The organism is Salisediminibacterium beveridgei (assembly GCF_001721685.1).
Taxonomy (GTDB): Bacteria; Bacillota; Bacilli; order Bacillales; family Salisediminibacteriaceae; genus Salisediminibacterium; species Salisediminibacterium beveridgei.
Window position 1 is genome coordinate 2,179,825 of the sequence record NZ_CP012502.1, and the last position, 16,952, is coordinate 2,196,776.

The window sequence follows — 16,952 nt, forward strand, 5'->3', positions numbered from 1 at the left end:
CAGGCCAACAGGAGGTGTATCTAAAAAATGAAAATCAGACATGTACAAAAGCCCGCCTCCACTCACGAGATCGAAAGCATAACCGATCTCATGATGGAGCGAATCAACACACTAAGTACAAAAACCTCAAAAGAAACGATGCACGAAACGGTGATTCAGGCATTGGTTCCGGGCTCACATTCAGAGTTCTTTATTGCCGAAATGAATGATGGTCAAATCACAGGGGCCGTCTTTCTGAATAAGAATATCGGCCTCGATCACGGCGGTGTCTATATCTGGTTGAATGAACTTTATGTCCGAAAGGATCACCGGAAACAGGGCATTGCCAGAAAGCTTCTTCTAGGTGTGCTCCACTGGGCGGAGAAAGAAAATTATAAAGCCATCGAGCTCGAAACAGGTATGAACAACGAAGCAACCAAAAAATTATATAATTCACTGGGCTTTTACGATGTCGTTTCGAAACGCTACAGTCGAGCCATTCATCAATAAAGGATGACATCCAGAATCGTGAGAAAAACAATTGCACCTGCAACAACTGCAATCAAAGGAGCCTTGAAATAGGCCAGGAAAGCTGCAACAGTTGCCCCAGCCACCCCCCAGGTGACAGTAGGGCCAACATAAAGAATCCCTGGAAATATCAGCGCACCCAGTATGGCAAATGGAACTCGTGCGAGCATTCGTTTCGACCAGTCCGGCCAATTCTCTGTCTTCAAGGCGATCAAAGGAAGGAGCCTCGGGATAAACGTGACCAGCCCCATCCCCACGATCAGCCAGAACATTTCCTCCGTCAGGATTGGTGTCGCCATCGAATCATCCTTTCCATGAGTTCATAACTCACAACAGCCAGTATCGTTGCCAGCATAATTGCCCATCCGGTTTCCACGACCATCCTGAATAGCAGGTGGAACAAACCACCCATCACAGCCAATATAACTGCCGTTCTGCCGGTATCTCTGACTGATGGAATTAACAAAGCGATAAATAGGGCATAAAGGGCAAAGCCAAGACTGTTTTGCAGAATTTCGGGAATGACGCTGCCGGCCATATACCCAGCCACTGTGAACCCTGTCCAGCTCAAAAACGCAACCAGTCCAATGCCTGCGACATGCGAGCCTTTAATGGGATCTTTCACCGTTGAGGAGACGGCAAAAACTTCATCAGTCATAAAGTAAGCCATGATCACTTTCACGAAAGTCGGCGTTTCCTCCAATCTCGATGCCACGGAGGCACTCATTAACAAATGCCTGACATTGACGATGAATGTTGCCATGATAATCGCCACGATTCCTGAACCCGAAGCGATCATCGAAAGTGCCATGTACTGTGCAGCGCCTGCAAAAACCAGAAAGCTCATCAAGAAAGACTCCAGCAGCGTTAAACCGGTTGTACCAGCAAGAAGACCAAATGCCACAGCCACCGGCATGTATCCTACTGCAATGGGTACGCCTTCTGCCAGGCCTCTGCGCAAACCTGTCCTGCCGGCCGGCATTTCGATTGTATGTATGTCATCAGTCATTACTAGTCTCCTCACAATACATAAGGCTTCCCCCGGCAGATCATGCCGGAGGAAGCACAGTATGAATCGATTCCATTAGATGTACTTACTCGTAGACTTTCTCAAAAACTTCCTGGATTTTAGGCAGCAACGCATCCCAGTCTGCACCGGGCTCCTTGTTGACCGTTACAAAATCCTGAAAGCCGAAAATATTGTCAACGCCATCCAGAGCCAGCAGTTCTTTCGCCAGGGGATGGTCTGTCTCTTCGTTCTTTTTAAACGAGGCACTGCCAGATCCTTCAAACAAAACCTGATTTGCTGTGAATTTCATTGCGTTTGGATTTGGTGTAGGCTCGCCGCGTACTTCAATTGCCATCATGAATCCCTCCTAGTAGTCAATCTACGTTTAATACTAACATGCTATGAATCATTTGGTAAAGAAATTGTGAATACTCCGATGTTTTAATACAATTAAAGAAGACGTACTTCTCAAAGTCAATAGTGACAGCCTTTGTTACACTGGTACTTCAATCTTTCAGAAAACGTAAACTTTCCAAAAGCAGATCAAAATGCAACGACACGCTAACCGTAATAAGGTGAGGGATGCAGATGACAGAACGTAAACTACCCCTAACGCCAACTGAAACCATCATTTCATGGGGACAATACGCAATAAGTGATGAACAAATGTATACTAACCTTCGCTCAATGCTTTCCGATGAAGATCCTCGTTTCCTCAACCTTGAAAAAGAGCATTGGAAGAAAACCTTGCTCCACGCCGGGATTTTCGCATTATCAAAAAAACGTTTTGAAAAACTTTTCAACGATCTGACTGACACTGCTGTTCTCTCTGAGAAAAACAAAACCACAGCGCTTAATCAATCTGAAAACCCCGAAACCTTTTTGAACCATTGGCTGGTCAGACCTCATAAAGGACGGTATGAATCATTTTATGTCACTTTATCAGAAGAACAGAAACAGCTTCTGAAAGATAAAGCAATTCACGCTTTGTCAAAACAAATTCATCAAACCGGTGCCAAACGCACCTTATTTCTTTTGCTCGATTTTCATCATGCTTTCAAAGAAGGTGAAGCACTTTGGTATAAGTTTACGATGACTCAAACAACGATAACCCGAGAAGAGAAGCAGTTCATGCATTCGTTTATCATCACGGCTCCGGAAATGGCCACACCGCTGCTCATTCATACGATCGAATGGCATGTGGAGATGCGCTCCAGGGAACATTATCTTATGGCTGCTTTCTACCTTGATCAATTGAATGGCTGTTTGAATCACGAAGAATTTCAATCGGTACTGAGTGTTTTGAATCATCGGTTTTCAAAATTAAAAGGTTTCAGGGAGGTCATTCGCCATTATACACGTTGAACTTATATTCGATATTGACCATCAGCCTCCTCAATTTATGATTGTTCCCGTTTCAGGAGATACAGAAGATATTCAAAGAACCCATGAAAAAGAAAATGTGCTCCAGTTAAAACAGCTGCTATGTAAATACGACAAACATTCGTGGTATGGTCTCTCGTTGCCTGTGATCCCCTATCAATGCTGGGATCAAACCCGTTACGGAATCGGACTTTCCATAAATCAATTACTTAACGCCTTTATACACCCGGATGTTCATTTCTCCTTCTCGGGCTGGTTTAACGTTATCCGTTCTATTTGGGAGAGTGATCTCATACCAACGCCAGAAGGTTCATGGGCATTCACTGGCGATCCCGAAGATTACCCGGCATACATTCATTATCTCAAAGACCGTAAACAACATACAGTATCAGAAGAGCATGCCCCATGGACGCACTGGATTACAGACGCACTGATGAGTGCCTCACTGGTTAAAGAAAAGCAGAAAATACACTTGGATCAGCTTCATTTGTACGCAGGTCATGAAGTCATTAAACACTGGTCCAGCAAGCTCAGTGAAGGCGAGACACAAAACGTAACACTCCCTCCCCCATTTTATGAACTTGCCAAATACATTATTGCGGGAGATCAGGAAAGTGAAGTCTTCCAGTTGGAATTGATACTCCATGAGCCTGCTCAATCATCGGATGAAACCTGGTTGATTCATGGCATGATTCATGAACTTCAATCAGATAAACGCGTGTCACTCGATGCTTTTTTAACTGGAGAACACCCTTTTCGTTCTGAGCTCATGAATTGGCTGAACTGCCAGTTTGAACTTGTCAATTGTCATTTACCTTCAGACACTGAATTCTCTGCAACAGCCAATGAACCTGTTGAATTAACCTCTTTGGAAGCGGAACATTTTATTCAATGTACAGTTCCTGAGTGTAAAGCAGCTGGTGTTGAAGTATGGTTGCCAAGATCAATCCACAGTCCACAAACGCCTGCTGTGAAACTATCACTCCCCTCAGCCGATCTTGAACGTCAATCATCCTGGGTATCAAGCAGTACAGACTGGAAGTTGCTTCTCGATGATCAGGAAATTGAAGAAGGACTATTCCGAAAATTTGTTTCAGAAGAACGATCACTGATCCAACTGAACGAATCCTGGTATGTGTGGGATTTACAAAGCGCAAAGAAACTGATTGATCATATTGATACCATACCTGATCCAACACAAAGTTTGCTCTTTCAAGGTTTGAAGCAAGAACATAGTGAAGTCGACGAAGATATGCATTCGTTTCAAATTCAACTGAACGATTTATTCGCACAGGTAAAACATGTTACGACAAACCAATTAAAATCTGAGTGGAAAACCGTGTTAAGAGACTATCAGATCGAAGGTGTTCGCTGGCTTCTCAGTATGCGCTCCATCAGCGTCGGGGCGTTGTTGGCGGATGACATGGGCCTTGGAAAAACCAAACAGGTTATCAGTTATTTTGACCATGTCCAAGAGGAGGAGCCCGATTCATCGTTTTTAATTCTTTGTCCGTCAACCCTTTTACATCATTGGGAGCAGGAATTATCGGAAGCATTTCCTGAACACACAATCCTTCTTCATCAGGGACCTGTTTCAAAAAGACGCTCAGCTTTCTTCAAAGCAGAAAAAACCGGCTTTACCATTGTTTCTTACTCCACTGCTGTAAGAGATGAGGATCTTTTTCTTCATCATGTCTGGTCAGCAATTGTTTATGATGAAGCTCAGAAAATTAAAAATATACATACCCGCCAGCGAAAAACAGCAGGCCGATTGACAAGCCGGCATGCCATAGCGCTAAGTGGTACACCTGTCGAGAATCATCCTGATGAAATCTGGAGCCTTCTGAATCTCTTAAACCCTGGCTATCTTGGAGACCGGAATGAATTTGGACAATCCCTTCAAAACCTTGGCATAGATGCGTTAAAAGAGCAGATCAGACCAGTTATACTCAGACGAACCAAAGAAGAAGTGCAGGATGATCTTCAGTTACCTCAACGAAATATTCATCACCACACCATCAGCCTGTCATTTGAGCAGCAATCCCTCTACAAAGCCTGCGTCGAAGAATTGATGGATACACTCGAAGATGGCACTGAATCAGAGCAACGCGTAAGGATATTCAAAACCATGATGAAATTGAAACAAATTTGCAATCATCCCGCTCAATTAAAAAAAGAGTCAGGATATAGCCGATTTCAATCAGGAAGATCGCAAAAATGGGATTATGCCCAGTCTCTTCTACGAACCTGGGAATCAGAGCATCGCAAAGCCATCATATTCACACAATTCCGCTATATTGGTCAGCTCTTTCAGGATTATCACCTTGTCCATGGTGGGAAAAATCAAATTCCTTTTCTTCACGGCGGCCTCACAGCAGCAAACCGAAAAAAAATGATTCATTCATTCAAAACAGACCCGGAGATTCCCTATATCGTTATCTCCCTCAGGGCCGGCGGCTTTGGTTTAAATTTGACGGAAGCATCAGCAGTGCTCCATTTCGATCGCTGGTGGAACCCGGCCGTTGAAAATCAAGCGACAGACCGTGTGCATCGGATCGGTCAAACAAAGGATGTCGATATTCATACGTTAACTGCAAAAGGGACCATAGAAGAAAGAATCCACGACTTGATCGAAAAAAAAGGTGACCTCCAGGAAGCTTTATTGAGCGGTCGCCCGCTTCCCCTGTGGAATCTTGACCTTCAAGCGATTAAAGAACTTTTCACCTACAAATGACAATACCCACATGCTTATAGGGAGCATCCCAATAAGCGTCATGCGGGTATTGTTTCTTTTTTATGGATATGTGAGTGACTCTGTTGCATTGGCCTCCTCAAGTTCTTCAGCCAAAACTTTCACCTGAATCGTCACCTCCCCGGTATCTTCCTCATAGCCTCCCCAGGTGTCTGAGAAGATCAACGCTTCCCCAGGTTCAATCGTCTCTTCGATAATGGCTTGAGTAAACATCATATCTTCCGCAAAATCATAGAGCATTTCGCCGTGCCGTGAAATCCTGAGATCAAATTGATGACCCGACATGAATGTCACTGTTTTACTCTGATCTGATTTATTATCAAGAGTGATCATGATTTCAAGTCCACCCTCTATTTCTTCTGCCTGAACATCCACGTTCATTTCTTCCTGGTCTTCGTGTTCTTCACGATCGCCAGATTCTTCATTACTGTCATTCAGTTGATTTCCTTCGCCACATCCTGCTGAAATTAATATCAGCCCGATCAGTACGCACATCCCCTTAATCATCATCAGTTCCCCCTTTATTACTTTGTCGTTGAAAATTGAACCAGGTTTCAACACTCAGAAAAAATGGTAAATTTATCAATTTGCAAAGAAAACCGCTCTGATATGTCAGAGCGGCTCTATGGTTTATTTATTTTTGTTTATATTTTTCATCATAATACTGCACAGCATAAACCGCTCCTTCGTCAACCATATTCTGATCTTCCAAATCATCTTCATGAGGATGGCCTGTTTTTTCATAAAGATATGATTTATAATCCGACGCCGTTTCATTCAGTAATTTAGCCCGGCCCTCGTTTAATAACTGATTCACTTTCACACGATTCTCGTCTTTGCCAAGAAAACAAGCTGTTGCTGCAACACCTGCTACCAGCAAACTTGAAACGATCGATTTTTTCATCATTTACTGCCTCCTTTTCAAGATCTGCTACTTGCTTTTCTATTGCCGGTATAGTTATATACTAAACTCGGTCTTGAATGGGCAGTTTTCAAATAAAAAACAGGATGCATTATAGCTGCGCACCCTGTCCATATATCATAATTGTTGATTAACCGCCTGTTTTAACGTTTCAACCGATTGTATGCGATTCTCAATCCCCCGATTCACGTCACCATCCCAGAACATCATGCCACCTTCAACATTTGTAATATTTGAAAGCCCATGCTGCTTCAGGTACATTGCCACATTCTGAGAACGATTTCCACTGCGGCAGATAAAAATATATTCTTTTTCAGGATCAAATCCCTCGATCATTTCAGGAATTTCCTGCATGGGAAGCAAATGTATATCCGGAATGTGGCCTGCATTAAATTCTTCAGGCTCTCTGACATCAATCACCATCGCCTCGTTTGATACTGTCTTCAACACTTCTTTTAATTCATCGTTGGATATCTGTTTGACACCCTGCATTTCATAACTCATGTTTATCACCTCGTAGTATTGTTTTCTTTATACACCTATAATACCCTAATGGGTATAAAAAGTAAACCCCTACTCTTGTGAATCAGGATGATTCAATTCTTCATCCACTTTCTTTCTAAGTTGCAATAGACGATACGTATGCGAAACAACGACTTTTGTGACTGCATAAAGCGGAACAGCAATAATCAAACCGATTAACCCGCCAAACCGACCAGCAACAAGAATCAAAACGATGATCGTTAATGGATGAACCTTTAATTTCTTGCCCATAACATTTGGTGAAATCAGGTTACTCTCAATCTGTTGGACGATGATGATCGCCACGATAACCCATAACATCGATACCCATGAATCAATCACTGCCACTATAACAGCAGGAATGGTACCAATCCATGGCCCGACAAATGGAACAACATTGGTTACCATCGCCACCAGCGCCAATATTAACGAGTAATCAACACCAATAATCAGATAAGCAATGAACATCAATGTTCCGACAAACAGGCTGACGATTAATTGTCCTTGGATATAGGAACTTAATTTGTCATCCATATCACTGAGAATCCGTCGGCCTTCAACCTGCTGCTTCTCAGGCAAAAATCTAAGCACCTGATCGGGAGCCTTATCCCCGTCCTTCAGGAGAAAAAACAGGATGAATGGTAAAACAACGATAACCAATATAAAACTCGTAACGGCTCCAATAAAACCGGCTATGTTGCTGCCGATGAAATCAAATGCTGTCGACAAATTTTCAGCAATATTTTCGGTTAAATCCTCAATGGAAAAATTGTCAGTCGGCTGAAAGTTATCTTCGATCCATTGATTACTCTCCAAATTGACAATTACCTTCCGAACTTCCTCAAACAGCATGGGCGCATTATCAATAAGATTCATGGTCTGGCGCTGCAATGTAGGTCCGATCAAAAAAACAATAAACGTAACAAGGCCAATGCCGGCTATGTATATCAGTAAAATGGATACAACTCGAGGAACCTTATATTTTTCAAGCAGATTGACTACGGGTCTGATCAGATAGAACAATACGCCTGCAAGCAGAAACGGTAAAAACATTGTTTGAAAAGCTACCTGCAATGGTGTGAAAATCCAGGATACTTGCGTCCCCACGAGGACGATCAATAACAGTAACAGGATGATCAACAAATTTTTCACTACTTTGGATTGAAGCACACAAAACACCCGCTTTCACTGATATGATTCTCAGTATACCATAATTGACCATTTATTAAGATCTGTTTTTATCATCAAATATTTGGGTTTATGCCCAGTTCATACTCGCGAAAACCGTAGGTTATCATGCCATTTAGGTTGCTCATTGAACTATAGATTTCTAAAGGTAAGAAAAAACTGCCCTGAGAAAATATTCAGGACAGAGGCGTCATTGACTGGATGAAATCTTTCCAATGATTTTCTGTGTTGTTTGTCGCTTGATCATTTTATGTGGAATCAAAACCTGCTTTGCACCAGTATCCGGGTGATGAATTAAATCAATCAGCAGATTACAGGCTTCATAACCCAAATTGTAAATGTGAATATCTACTGTCGTCATTGGAGGTGATGACAACTCTGAGATCATAACATTATTGAAGCTGATAATGGAAACATCATCAGGAACCCGCATTTCCATTTCTGAAAGCATACGCATGACACCAAATGTCATAATATCATCTGCAACAATCATAGCCGTTGGAGGTTCAGAAAGACTCATCAAATCAATAACCGCTTCCTGTCCGCCTTCCTGTAACTCTTCATGGAACACAATGTAGTCATCTTTCAGTTCGATACCCGCATTGTAAAGTGCTTTCCGGTAACCCTCCATGTGGTCCACAGTAACAACGAAATCAAGGTTTCCACCGATGAAGGCAATATTTTTGTGACCCAGAAGGAGTAAATATTCCGTAACCGTTTTAGAGGCCTTATAATTATCATTATTCACATAAGTGATTTCCCGCTTTCGAACATCATATGGACGGCCGATGACCGTGAAGGGAAACTTTTGTTCATAGAGATAGTTCATAACCCTGTCATCGACCCTGGAGTACAACAGAATAATTCCGTCTACCCGTTTGCCCTGGACCATATGCTGCACTTCTTCAAAAATTTCGTCTTCAGACTGACCTGTGGAAAGATACAAACCATATTCCACCTGGTGAGCTTTCGAGCTGATCCCCCGGATTACTTCAGGGAAAAAGGGATTCTGAAACGTCTTGTTGGCAGAATTCGGCATGACAATACCGATAGTATTTGTGCTTTTATTCGCCAGACTTCTCGCATTAAAATTCGGGTGATACCCCAGTTCTTTCATGGCACCACGGACAATTTCCTTTGTTCTTTCACTGATTCTTGGGCTATTGGCTATCACACGGGATACCGTAGAAGGGGCTACATTTGCTGCTTTAGCCACGTCTTTGATCGTTACAGTCATCCTCATACACTCTCCCTTCAAGCATTTATCGAACATTTCTTACAAAATTATTATCATTTAATAATACGCCTATACCGCATATGAATCAACTGTCATGATGCACAAAGGAGATGGAGGAATCCCTCCATCTCCTCCCTCTTTGAGCCAATACTCATTAACCCTTTGTTGCACCTGCTGTCAGGCCACTGATTAAGTAGCGCTGTAAGAAGAGATAGACCGCCGCGATTGGAACGGCTATCAGGATCGAACCCGCAGCAAAACGGGTGAAGTTGTTCGCAAACTGGTCGTTAACAAAGTTGAACAGTCCTAAAGCCAATGTGAAATTCTCCGGACTTCTCAGTACGATTCGCGGCAGGATAAAGTCCATGAATGGTGCCATGAAGTTAAATAATGCGACTACCGCAAGAATCGGCTTAGCCAAAGGAAGCATGATAGAAAAGAAGATCCTGAAATGACTTGCTCCATCTATCTTCGCCGATTCATCCAACTCCCGGGGAATCGTGTCAAAATACCCTTTGACCAGAAAAGCATTCATCGGTATTGCACCGCCGATATAGATCAATATCAAACCTACCAGACTGTCCAGCAAACCAACCGTATTGAGGAGAATGTAAAGTGCAACCATCGCCATCAATACTGGAAACATTTGCAGAAGCAAGAAAGCATAGAGACCATTCTTTCTTCCTACGAACCGGTAACGTGAAAAGGCATAAGCCGTTAAACCGACAATAAAAGTTGCCACTACGGATGTTGTCACTGCGACAACCAACGTATTCTGATACCAAATCAGGTAATTACTTCGCGGGTCCGTAAACAACCAGATATAATGCTCAAAAGATGGATTCTCAGGTATAATACTCGAACCATATAAACTTGATCCTTCGTTTAAAGACATTCCGAATGCCCACACGAGGGGATAAAAAATGATAATAAACATAATCCCTATGATCGTGTACAACACCGTGAGCTCAAGAATATTCTTATTTCTTTTACTCATTGGTTTTCTTTCTTTTTTTACACTAGTATCACTCATCTAAAATGTCCCCTCCTCTTTAAAGGATCGTGAACGACGGAACTGGAAGAAAGCAAAGGTTGCAACCATTAATCCAAGTATGATGGAGATCGCTGCTGCCATGGCAATCTGTCCGGTCTCAAACGTTAAACTGTATACCCAGGAAATCAGAATATCCGAACCCCCTGCAACCTGGTTTCGCACAGGAGGCCCCCCCTGATTGAACAGGTAAATAATATTAAAATTATTGAAGTTAAATGAATACTGCATGATTAATAGTGGGCCAGTCGCAAACATCAAATGCGGGAAAGTGATATTGGTAAATTTCTGCCAGCGGCTGGCTCCATCAATATCCGCAGCTTCATACCAATCTGATGAAATACTTTGCAGCACACCTGTAAACAGCGCATAGACAAACGGGAATCCCAGCCAGACTTGAATCATGATCAGAGCAATCCTTGTGTACAAGGCATTCTGAAGCCAGGGCAGTCCTTCCCCAAACAACGGAATAAGAATTTGTGTATTGATTGCACCAAAATTATCATTAAATAGAGCGGAGAAAATAATAATCGTTACAAATGCCGGTACGGCCCATGGCAAAATAAATACGGTTCGAATCAATTTTTTGAATCTGATCCGGGGATCGTTCACAATGATTGCCAAGAACATTGCCAAAGCGATTTGCAATGTCGTTGCCACGAATGTCCAGATTAATGTCCAGGACAATACGTTGACAAATGTATTACGCCAAATATCAAGGGCAAATAAGTTCACGAAGTTCTCAAAACCGACCCATTCCAATAAATGCCTTGGCGGCTGGTTATTCGGGGAGAGGTTTGTGAAAGCAAGAAACATCATAAACATTAATGGAAATACGACGACAAAAATTAACAGTGTCAATCCTGGAGCAATGATGATGTAAGGGAAACTGTTGTCCCAGGAATTTTTAAATCCTTCTCTCATTCCAGGTACTTTCCAGCCTAATTGTATTCTCTTCGCGTCTTTATGTGCATCCTGAATGGAAATACCGTACATGCTTAAGAAAAAAACAGCAAATATCAATGACAGTATACCATTACTTAAAAACACCCGGGAATCATCAACTCGTGGCTCTGTCCCCAGTGTTACGAGTCCCTGCAGTCCCGTTGTGATAAAATCAAACATCGCAACAAGAAAAGCAGCAAAGAGAATAAACAGGACGGTTCCTTTCATATAGCGCTTGTTATAAATTTGACCCATCCCTGGAACAATTGATAACAAAGCCGCAACTTTCGGGTTATGTTTCGGATGAACCAAAAGATCATCCTGACTGATTTTCTTATCCGCAGCCATTCCTTCTCCTCCTCACTTAAAAAAAGGGGGGATCAGAGGGGATAACCTCTGATCCGACCTTTACATGCCATTTATTACTGCATCATTTGAACTTGCTCATGAATTTGATCCACTGCTTCTTGCAGAACATCCTCTGCATCGTCACCATCAGAAACGAACTGGAGGGCATCTCCAATCGGCTCCCAAACCTGTGACATAGCCGGAATGTTCGGCATAGGCTCAGAATACTGAGTCTGCTCGAAAATCGGTGCCATAAACTCATCATCGATTTCTACAGCTGTATGAGCAGGAAGCTCACCGGCCACTTCGAAATACATTTCAGAATTCTCAGCATTAGTCAGGAATAATGCTAATTCTGTTGCCCAGTAAGGATTTTCGGAATAATAATTCACGAGCCAGCCTTTGTTACCGGAAAACGAACTCAAGCGCTCGCCGTTCATTTCAGGAAGTGGTGAAATTTCCAGGCTGTCCCCTAAAGCTTCCTCATAATCAGGAATTGACCACGGACCGGTTACGACCATGCCTGCTTGACCATCTGTGAAGAGCCCGTTCATGATATCACCGTCGATACCGGTTGGCATCAGGTCTTCTTCGAACCAGCTTTGAATGATTTCGGCACCTTCAACAGCGCCTTCTGAAGCAAGACCGATATCATCCGGGTCATAGACACCGTCATCATCCTGTCCAAATACATAGCCACCAGGAGCTGTCAGGAATGGATAGCTGAAGTAGAAGTTTGTTGCTTCCATCAAAAATCCATAAGTTTCGCCGTCAGTCAGGTCACGTGCAACATCCATCAATTCGTCCATTGTTTCCGGTGCATCCGGAACGAGATCCGTATTACGGAACAATGCATAGGTTTCAACGACAGCAGGAATACCGAACTGTTCACCTTCATAACTGAAAGAAGTTACAGCTTCTTGATTATATTCTGCAAGTCTGGACTCCTGGTCTTCAGTCAGATCAAGATCAAGTGCCAAACCTTGGTCGTATATGTCACCCATACGGTCGTGTGGCTGGAAGAAGAGGTCAGGACCTTGTCCTGCTGGACCGTCCAAGGACATTCCTTCTGTCTGTTCAAGCATGGAATAAGGTGTAATGTTTACAGCGATTCCGTACTCTGATTCGAATGCTTCAGCCATATCTTCATGGGCATCAAGCTGGGCATCTTCGTCATTGACCCAAATTGTCAGCTCATCCGGCTTTTCAGGCTCATCCGCTTCTGCTGTTTCATTTCCTTCATTGTTATTGGCTTCGTTTGTTTCGTTGTTGTTGTTTCCTGGATCGTTGGCCGGTGTTTCATTGTTTGCGTTGTCATCATTATTACCACAAGCGACAAGACCAACAGACAATGCAGAGACAACAGTTAAAGAACGTAAAAATGGCTTACTTTTAAACATGGTGTTTCCCCCTTAAAATTGTTTAATATGGTAGCTGCCGATTTTCAGGCAAAACAGGATCCGCATGGCTAGTTCCACTCATACATACGGACACTCCAACGCAAGACAATCGGTTGCACCAGCAATGCAAAAGAAATGCGACACGCTTAGTGAAATCGTTTGCATCGCTTATGAGTTTATTATACTATTCACACCAAAAAAAATAGCAACCCTTTTTACGAAATTATTTTATAGTTTTTTCGGTTTCATCATAGAATCTGAACTTGAACAGATGAAGCTTCGCTTACCGATCTTCACACCTTCAGCATCAGCCGGAATCCATGAAGGTTTTACAACTTAATAATCGATAACATAAAGAATTACATGTCATAAGAGTCACCCCTGGATTTAATGCCTTTAATCGTTAAGGGCAAATTCATTCTGTATAAGCAGCACTCCCTTAGTGTGCACCGTTTGAATGAAAGCACCCTCTTCGCCCACGAGCAATCGGTTGCACTTTTGTGAAAATGAAAACAGGATTTCCATAGGTTTCATCGCTCTGTATTCAGGGCGACACCCTGTTCATTCTTCGGTATTGTCCGGGACTGATTCCCTCCGACCGTTTAAACACCCTTGAAAAGTAAGCTGAATCGCTAAAGCCACAGGCAACAGAAACGGTAGATAAATCGTGGATTCCCTCATGAAGCAGCCTCTTGGCATGATTGATCCTCACCTGATTCATGTACTGAACAGCCGTTAATCCCGTCACTTTTTTAATGGATCTGGAAATATAATCTGGATGAAATAACAGTATTGAAGCCATTTTTTTCACTGACAATTGATTGTCCTTGTAGTGCTGTCTGATAAATACAATCGACTGCTCAGCAACCTCCTGTGCTGCTGAAGGAAGTGTGATTACCTGTTGCTGCAATTCAAGAAGAACGTCAAAGAATAAGGTTTGCTGCCTCATACGCACTGCGACATCGCTACTTTCATTTCGTTCAAAGAGATCTGAAAGTTTAGATTCAAATACTTCTCTTATGGTTACTTGACTGTGAACAGGTAACCGAAGTTGATAACGTTCAGGTTCTGTATACGTAGCAGCTGATGTCAAAATATCCGACCAGCCACTTAATGACTCACCCGTCACGCTGAATGACAACGGAAATTCAAAATGAATCCATGCTATATGTGTATCCTCTTCGCAAGGCTTGACGCCCTCGTGCGTTTTTCCAGGGGTCAAAATGGCATACTCACCTGCATGAATGGTGAGTATTTGATCATTTTCTTTCATATAAAGTGTCCCAGAAAAGACATAGATTAAATCAAATACGTCAAATTGACGTTTGAAATGCACCGTCCCTTCTCGGAAAAGTCCATAGTTTCCTTTAATAAAAACCGGAATTGGTGGTATATCAGATGTTATATAATTCATTTCGCACTTCCCTCCAGATCGTTTTTGTACAAAACGATTCGATATCGTACCTTTCATGTCATTATACTATCGGATAAGATGAAAAGGCACGCTTACTAATTCTTTTCATCAAATCGAAATTCAAACTGAAGGTGTATCCAATGAGTAAAAAACAAACCGCTGCAAATATGACGTTGTTTGCGATCACTTGGCCGATATTTATTGAAATTCTGTTACATATGCTGATGGGTAATGCCGACACATTGATGCTTAGTCAATATGACGATGATTCCGTTGCCGCTGTGGGTGTTTCAAATCAAATCATGAGCGTGATCATCGTGATGTTCGGCTTTGTTGCAACAGGGACAACCATCTTGATTGCACAAAACCTCGGGGCCAAGAGATTTGAAAATGCAGGAATTATTGCAGTCGTCTCCATTGTCGCCAATATCATCATGGGACTTGTTATTAAGTGCCGTGCTGTTTTTCTTCGGCGAATCCATTTTAATCATGATGAATCTGCCGGTAAGGCTCATGGACACAGCACTGATTTATCTGCGAATCGTCGGCGGTTTTGCTTTTGTACAGGCATTGATCATGACCTTATCTGCAGTTGTCAAAAGTCACGGATTCACCAGAGATGCGATGTATGTCACTTTAGGAATGAACGTATTGAATGTGTTCGGGAATTTCGTCTTTATTTTTGGTGCCTTGGAGCTCCTGAACTTGGAGCAACCGGCGTTGCCATCAGTACGGCTTTCAGCAGAACGCTTGGAACCATCGTACTCTTCATTACACTTTACTGGCGCGTTAAAGGAGATTTACCCTGGTCCAAAACATTCCGTTCATTTCCGAAAAAAGAACTCGCTGATTTATTCAGAATTGGCATCCCGACTGCTGGAGAGCATTTATCCTATAATGCTTCTCAGATGGTGATCACCTATTATATTGCATCCATGGGGACTGTTGCTCTAACAACCCGTGTTTATACCTTGAATATTGTCATGTTTGCATTTTTATTTTCGATTGCTATCGGTCAGGGTACACAAATCCTGATTGGTCATATGATCGGTGAGAAAAGATTTGATGAAGCATACAAACGGGCGCTTAGAAGTCTTGCTACCGGAATCGGGGTGTCTGTGTTTGTCGCATCCATCTTCACGATCTTCAGTGATCAACTTTTCGGGATCTTCACTTCAAACCAGGAAATTATTCAAATGGGTGGCGTCTTGTTAATTCTAACCATTATATTGGAACCCGGCAAGAGCATTTAACTTAATCATCATCAATGCATTGCGCGCTGCAGGTGATGTCCGCTTTCCTGTATATGTTTGGCATTTTATCCATGTGGGGCGTGGCGGTCACCGTCAGTTTTTTTGCGGGAATTTGGCTGGGACTTGGCCTCATCGGCATATGGATTGCGATGATCCTGGATGAATGGTTACGGGGATTACTCATGCTTGGAAGGTGGCGCTCAGGAAAATGGCGCAGCATGTCATTCATCCAAACGGAAGAAAGAAAATCATCATAATGAATGAATTAAATGTATATTTAGTATGAATCGATTCCATTAGATGTACTTACTCGTAGACTTTCTCAAAAACTTCCTGGATTTTAGGCAGCAACGCATCCCAGTCTGCACCGGGCTCCTTGTTGACCGTTACAAAATCCTGAAAGCCGAAAATATTGTCAACGCCATCCAGAGCCAGCAGTTCTTTCGCCAGGGGATGGTCTGTCTCTTCGTTCTTTTTAAACGAGGCACTGCCAGATCCTTCAAACAAAACCTGATTTGCTGTGAATTTCATTGCGTTTGGATTTGGTGTAGGCTCGCCGCGTACTTCAATTGCCATCATGAATCCCTCCTAGTAGTCAATCTACGTTTAATACTAACATGCTATGAATCATTTGGTAAAGAAATTGTGAATACTCCGATGTTTTAATACAATTAAAGAAGACGTACTTCTCAAAGTCAATAGTGACAGCCTTTGTTACACTGGTACTTCAATCTTTCAGAAAACGTAAACTTTCCAAAAGCAGATCAAAATGCAACGACACGCTAACCGTAATAAGGTGAGGGATGCAGATGACAGAACGTAAACTACCCCTAACGCCAACTGAAACCATCATTTCATGGGACAATACGCAATAAGTGATGAACAAATGTATACTAACCTTCGCTCAATGCTTTCCGATGAAGATCCTCGTTTCCTCAACCTTGAAAAAGAGCATTGAAGAAAACCTTGCTCCACGCCGGGATTTTCGCATTATCAAAAAAACGTTTTGAAAAACTTTTCA

At 42.5% G+C, this 16,952-nt stretch carries 16 protein-coding genes and 1 pseudogene; 4 read left to right on the forward strand and 13 right to left on the reverse strand.

The features are described from left to right. The first annotated feature begins 27 nt into the window (after positions 1-27). Positions 28-489 carry a GNAT family N-acetyltransferase gene (locus BBEV_RS10225; RefSeq protein ID WP_069365385.1) on the forward strand — a complete coding sequence of 154 codons (462 nt, stop codon included), beginning with the start codon at positions 28-30 and terminating at the stop codon, positions 487-489. On the opposite strand, the gene BBEV_RS10230 is transcribed toward BBEV_RS10225, so the two are convergent. The 3 genes from BBEV_RS10230 to BBEV_RS10240 all read right to left on the reverse strand — a co-directional run bounded on the left by BBEV_RS10230 (position 483) and on the right by BBEV_RS10240 (position 1,871). Further along, positions 483-806: an AzlD domain-containing protein gene (locus tag BBEV_RS10230; RefSeq protein ID WP_069365386.1), complete on the reverse strand. Its 324-nt coding sequence runs from the start codon at positions 804-806 to the stop codon at positions 483-485. The two genes, BBEV_RS10225 and BBEV_RS10230, sit on opposite strands and share 7 nt — an antisense overlap. Beyond that, the gene (locus BBEV_RS10235; protein WP_069365387.1) at positions 788-1,516 is read right to left on the reverse strand and encodes an AzlC family ABC transporter permease; all 729 of its coding nucleotides are present in this window, start codon (positions 1,514-1,516) and stop codon (positions 788-790) included. The genes BBEV_RS10230 and BBEV_RS10235 overlap by 19 nt, the downstream gene beginning before the upstream one ends. An 85-nt stretch (positions 1,517-1,601) precedes the next feature. Continuing rightward, positions 1,602-1,871 carry a NifU N-terminal domain-containing protein gene (locus BBEV_RS10240; protein WP_069365388.1) on the reverse strand — a complete coding sequence of 90 codons (270 nt, stop codon included), beginning with the start codon at positions 1,869-1,871 and terminating at the stop codon, positions 1,602-1,604. 233 nt (positions 1,872-2,104) lie between these two features. On the opposite strand from BBEV_RS10240, the gene BBEV_RS10245 reads away from it, so the two are divergent. Together BBEV_RS10245 and BBEV_RS10250 are read left to right on the forward strand one after the other, a co-directional pair. After that, complete coding sequence (locus BBEV_RS10245; protein ID WP_157100959.1) at positions 2,105-2,881, forward strand: hypothetical protein; 777 nt, start codon at positions 2,105-2,107, stop codon at positions 2,879-2,881. Between the two features lie 37 nt (positions 2,882-2,918). Continuing rightward, positions 2,919-5,633, forward strand: coding sequence for a DEAD/DEAH box helicase (locus BBEV_RS10250; protein WP_069365390.1), 2,715 nt, complete (start codon positions 2,919-2,921; stop codon positions 5,631-5,633). A gap of 60 nt (positions 5,634-5,693) precedes the next feature. Here the strand turns inward: BBEV_RS10250 and BBEV_RS10255 are convergent, their stop codons facing one another. The 9 genes from BBEV_RS10255 to BBEV_RS10300 form a co-directional block, all read right to left on the reverse strand. Further along, entirely contained in the window at positions 5,694-6,158 is a 465-nt protein-coding gene (locus BBEV_RS10255) for a BsuPI-related putative proteinase inhibitor (RefSeq protein ID WP_069365391.1), read from the reverse strand. A 127-nt stretch (positions 6,159-6,285) separates the two neighbouring features. Then, positions 6,286-6,558 (reverse strand): hypothetical protein, encoded by a 273-nt coding sequence (locus BBEV_RS10260; protein WP_069365392.1) that lies wholly within the window; start codon positions 6,556-6,558, stop codon positions 6,286-6,288. A gap of 132 nt (positions 6,559-6,690) precedes the next feature. Next, positions 6,691-7,077, reverse strand: coding sequence for a rhodanese-like domain-containing protein (locus BBEV_RS10265; protein WP_069365393.1), 387 nt, complete (start codon positions 7,075-7,077; stop codon positions 6,691-6,693). Between the two features lie 69 nt (positions 7,078-7,146). Beyond that, a complete protein-coding gene (locus BBEV_RS10270; RefSeq protein WP_232318152.1) occupies positions 7,147-8,247 on the reverse strand; it encodes an AI-2E family transporter in 1,101 nt (366 codons plus the stop codon). Between the two features lie 226 nt (positions 8,248-8,473). After that, positions 8,474-9,520: a LacI family DNA-binding transcriptional regulator gene (locus tag BBEV_RS10275; protein ID WP_069365395.1), complete on the reverse strand. Its 1,047-nt coding sequence runs from the start codon at positions 9,518-9,520 to the stop codon at positions 8,474-8,476. A gap of 154 nt (positions 9,521-9,674) precedes the next feature. Next, positions 9,675-10,517 carry a sugar ABC transporter permease gene (locus tag BBEV_RS10280; RefSeq protein WP_069366707.1) on the reverse strand — a complete coding sequence of 281 codons (843 nt, stop codon included), beginning with the start codon at positions 10,515-10,517 and terminating at the stop codon, positions 9,675-9,677. 36 nt (positions 10,518-10,553) lie between these two features. Next, positions 10,554-11,864, reverse strand: coding sequence for a sugar ABC transporter permease (locus tag BBEV_RS10285; RefSeq protein ID WP_069365396.1), 1,311 nt, complete (start codon positions 11,862-11,864; stop codon positions 10,554-10,556). Positions 11,865-11,938: 74 nt separating this feature from the next. Beyond that, positions 11,939-13,264, reverse strand: a complete 1,326-nt coding sequence (locus BBEV_RS10290; protein ID WP_069365397.1) for a sugar ABC transporter substrate-binding protein — start codon at positions 13,262-13,264, stop codon at positions 11,939-11,941. 544 nt (positions 13,265-13,808) lie between these two features. Continuing rightward, complete coding sequence (locus tag BBEV_RS10300; RefSeq protein ID WP_069365399.1) at positions 13,809-14,678, reverse strand: helix-turn-helix domain-containing protein; 870 nt, start codon at positions 14,676-14,678, stop codon at positions 13,809-13,811. Between the two features lie 140 nt (positions 14,679-14,818). Between BBEV_RS10300 and BBEV_RS10305 the strand changes: the two are divergent. Next, positions 14,819-16,188: pseudogene (locus BBEV_RS10305) on the forward strand (MATE family efflux transporter). A gap of 49 nt (positions 16,189-16,237) precedes the next feature. Here BBEV_RS10305 and BBEV_RS10310 read toward each other — a convergent pair. After that, entirely contained in the window at positions 16,238-16,507 is a 270-nt protein-coding gene (locus BBEV_RS10310) for a NifU N-terminal domain-containing protein (RefSeq protein WP_069365388.1), read from the reverse strand. Between the last annotated feature and the right edge of the window lie 445 nt (positions 16,508-16,952).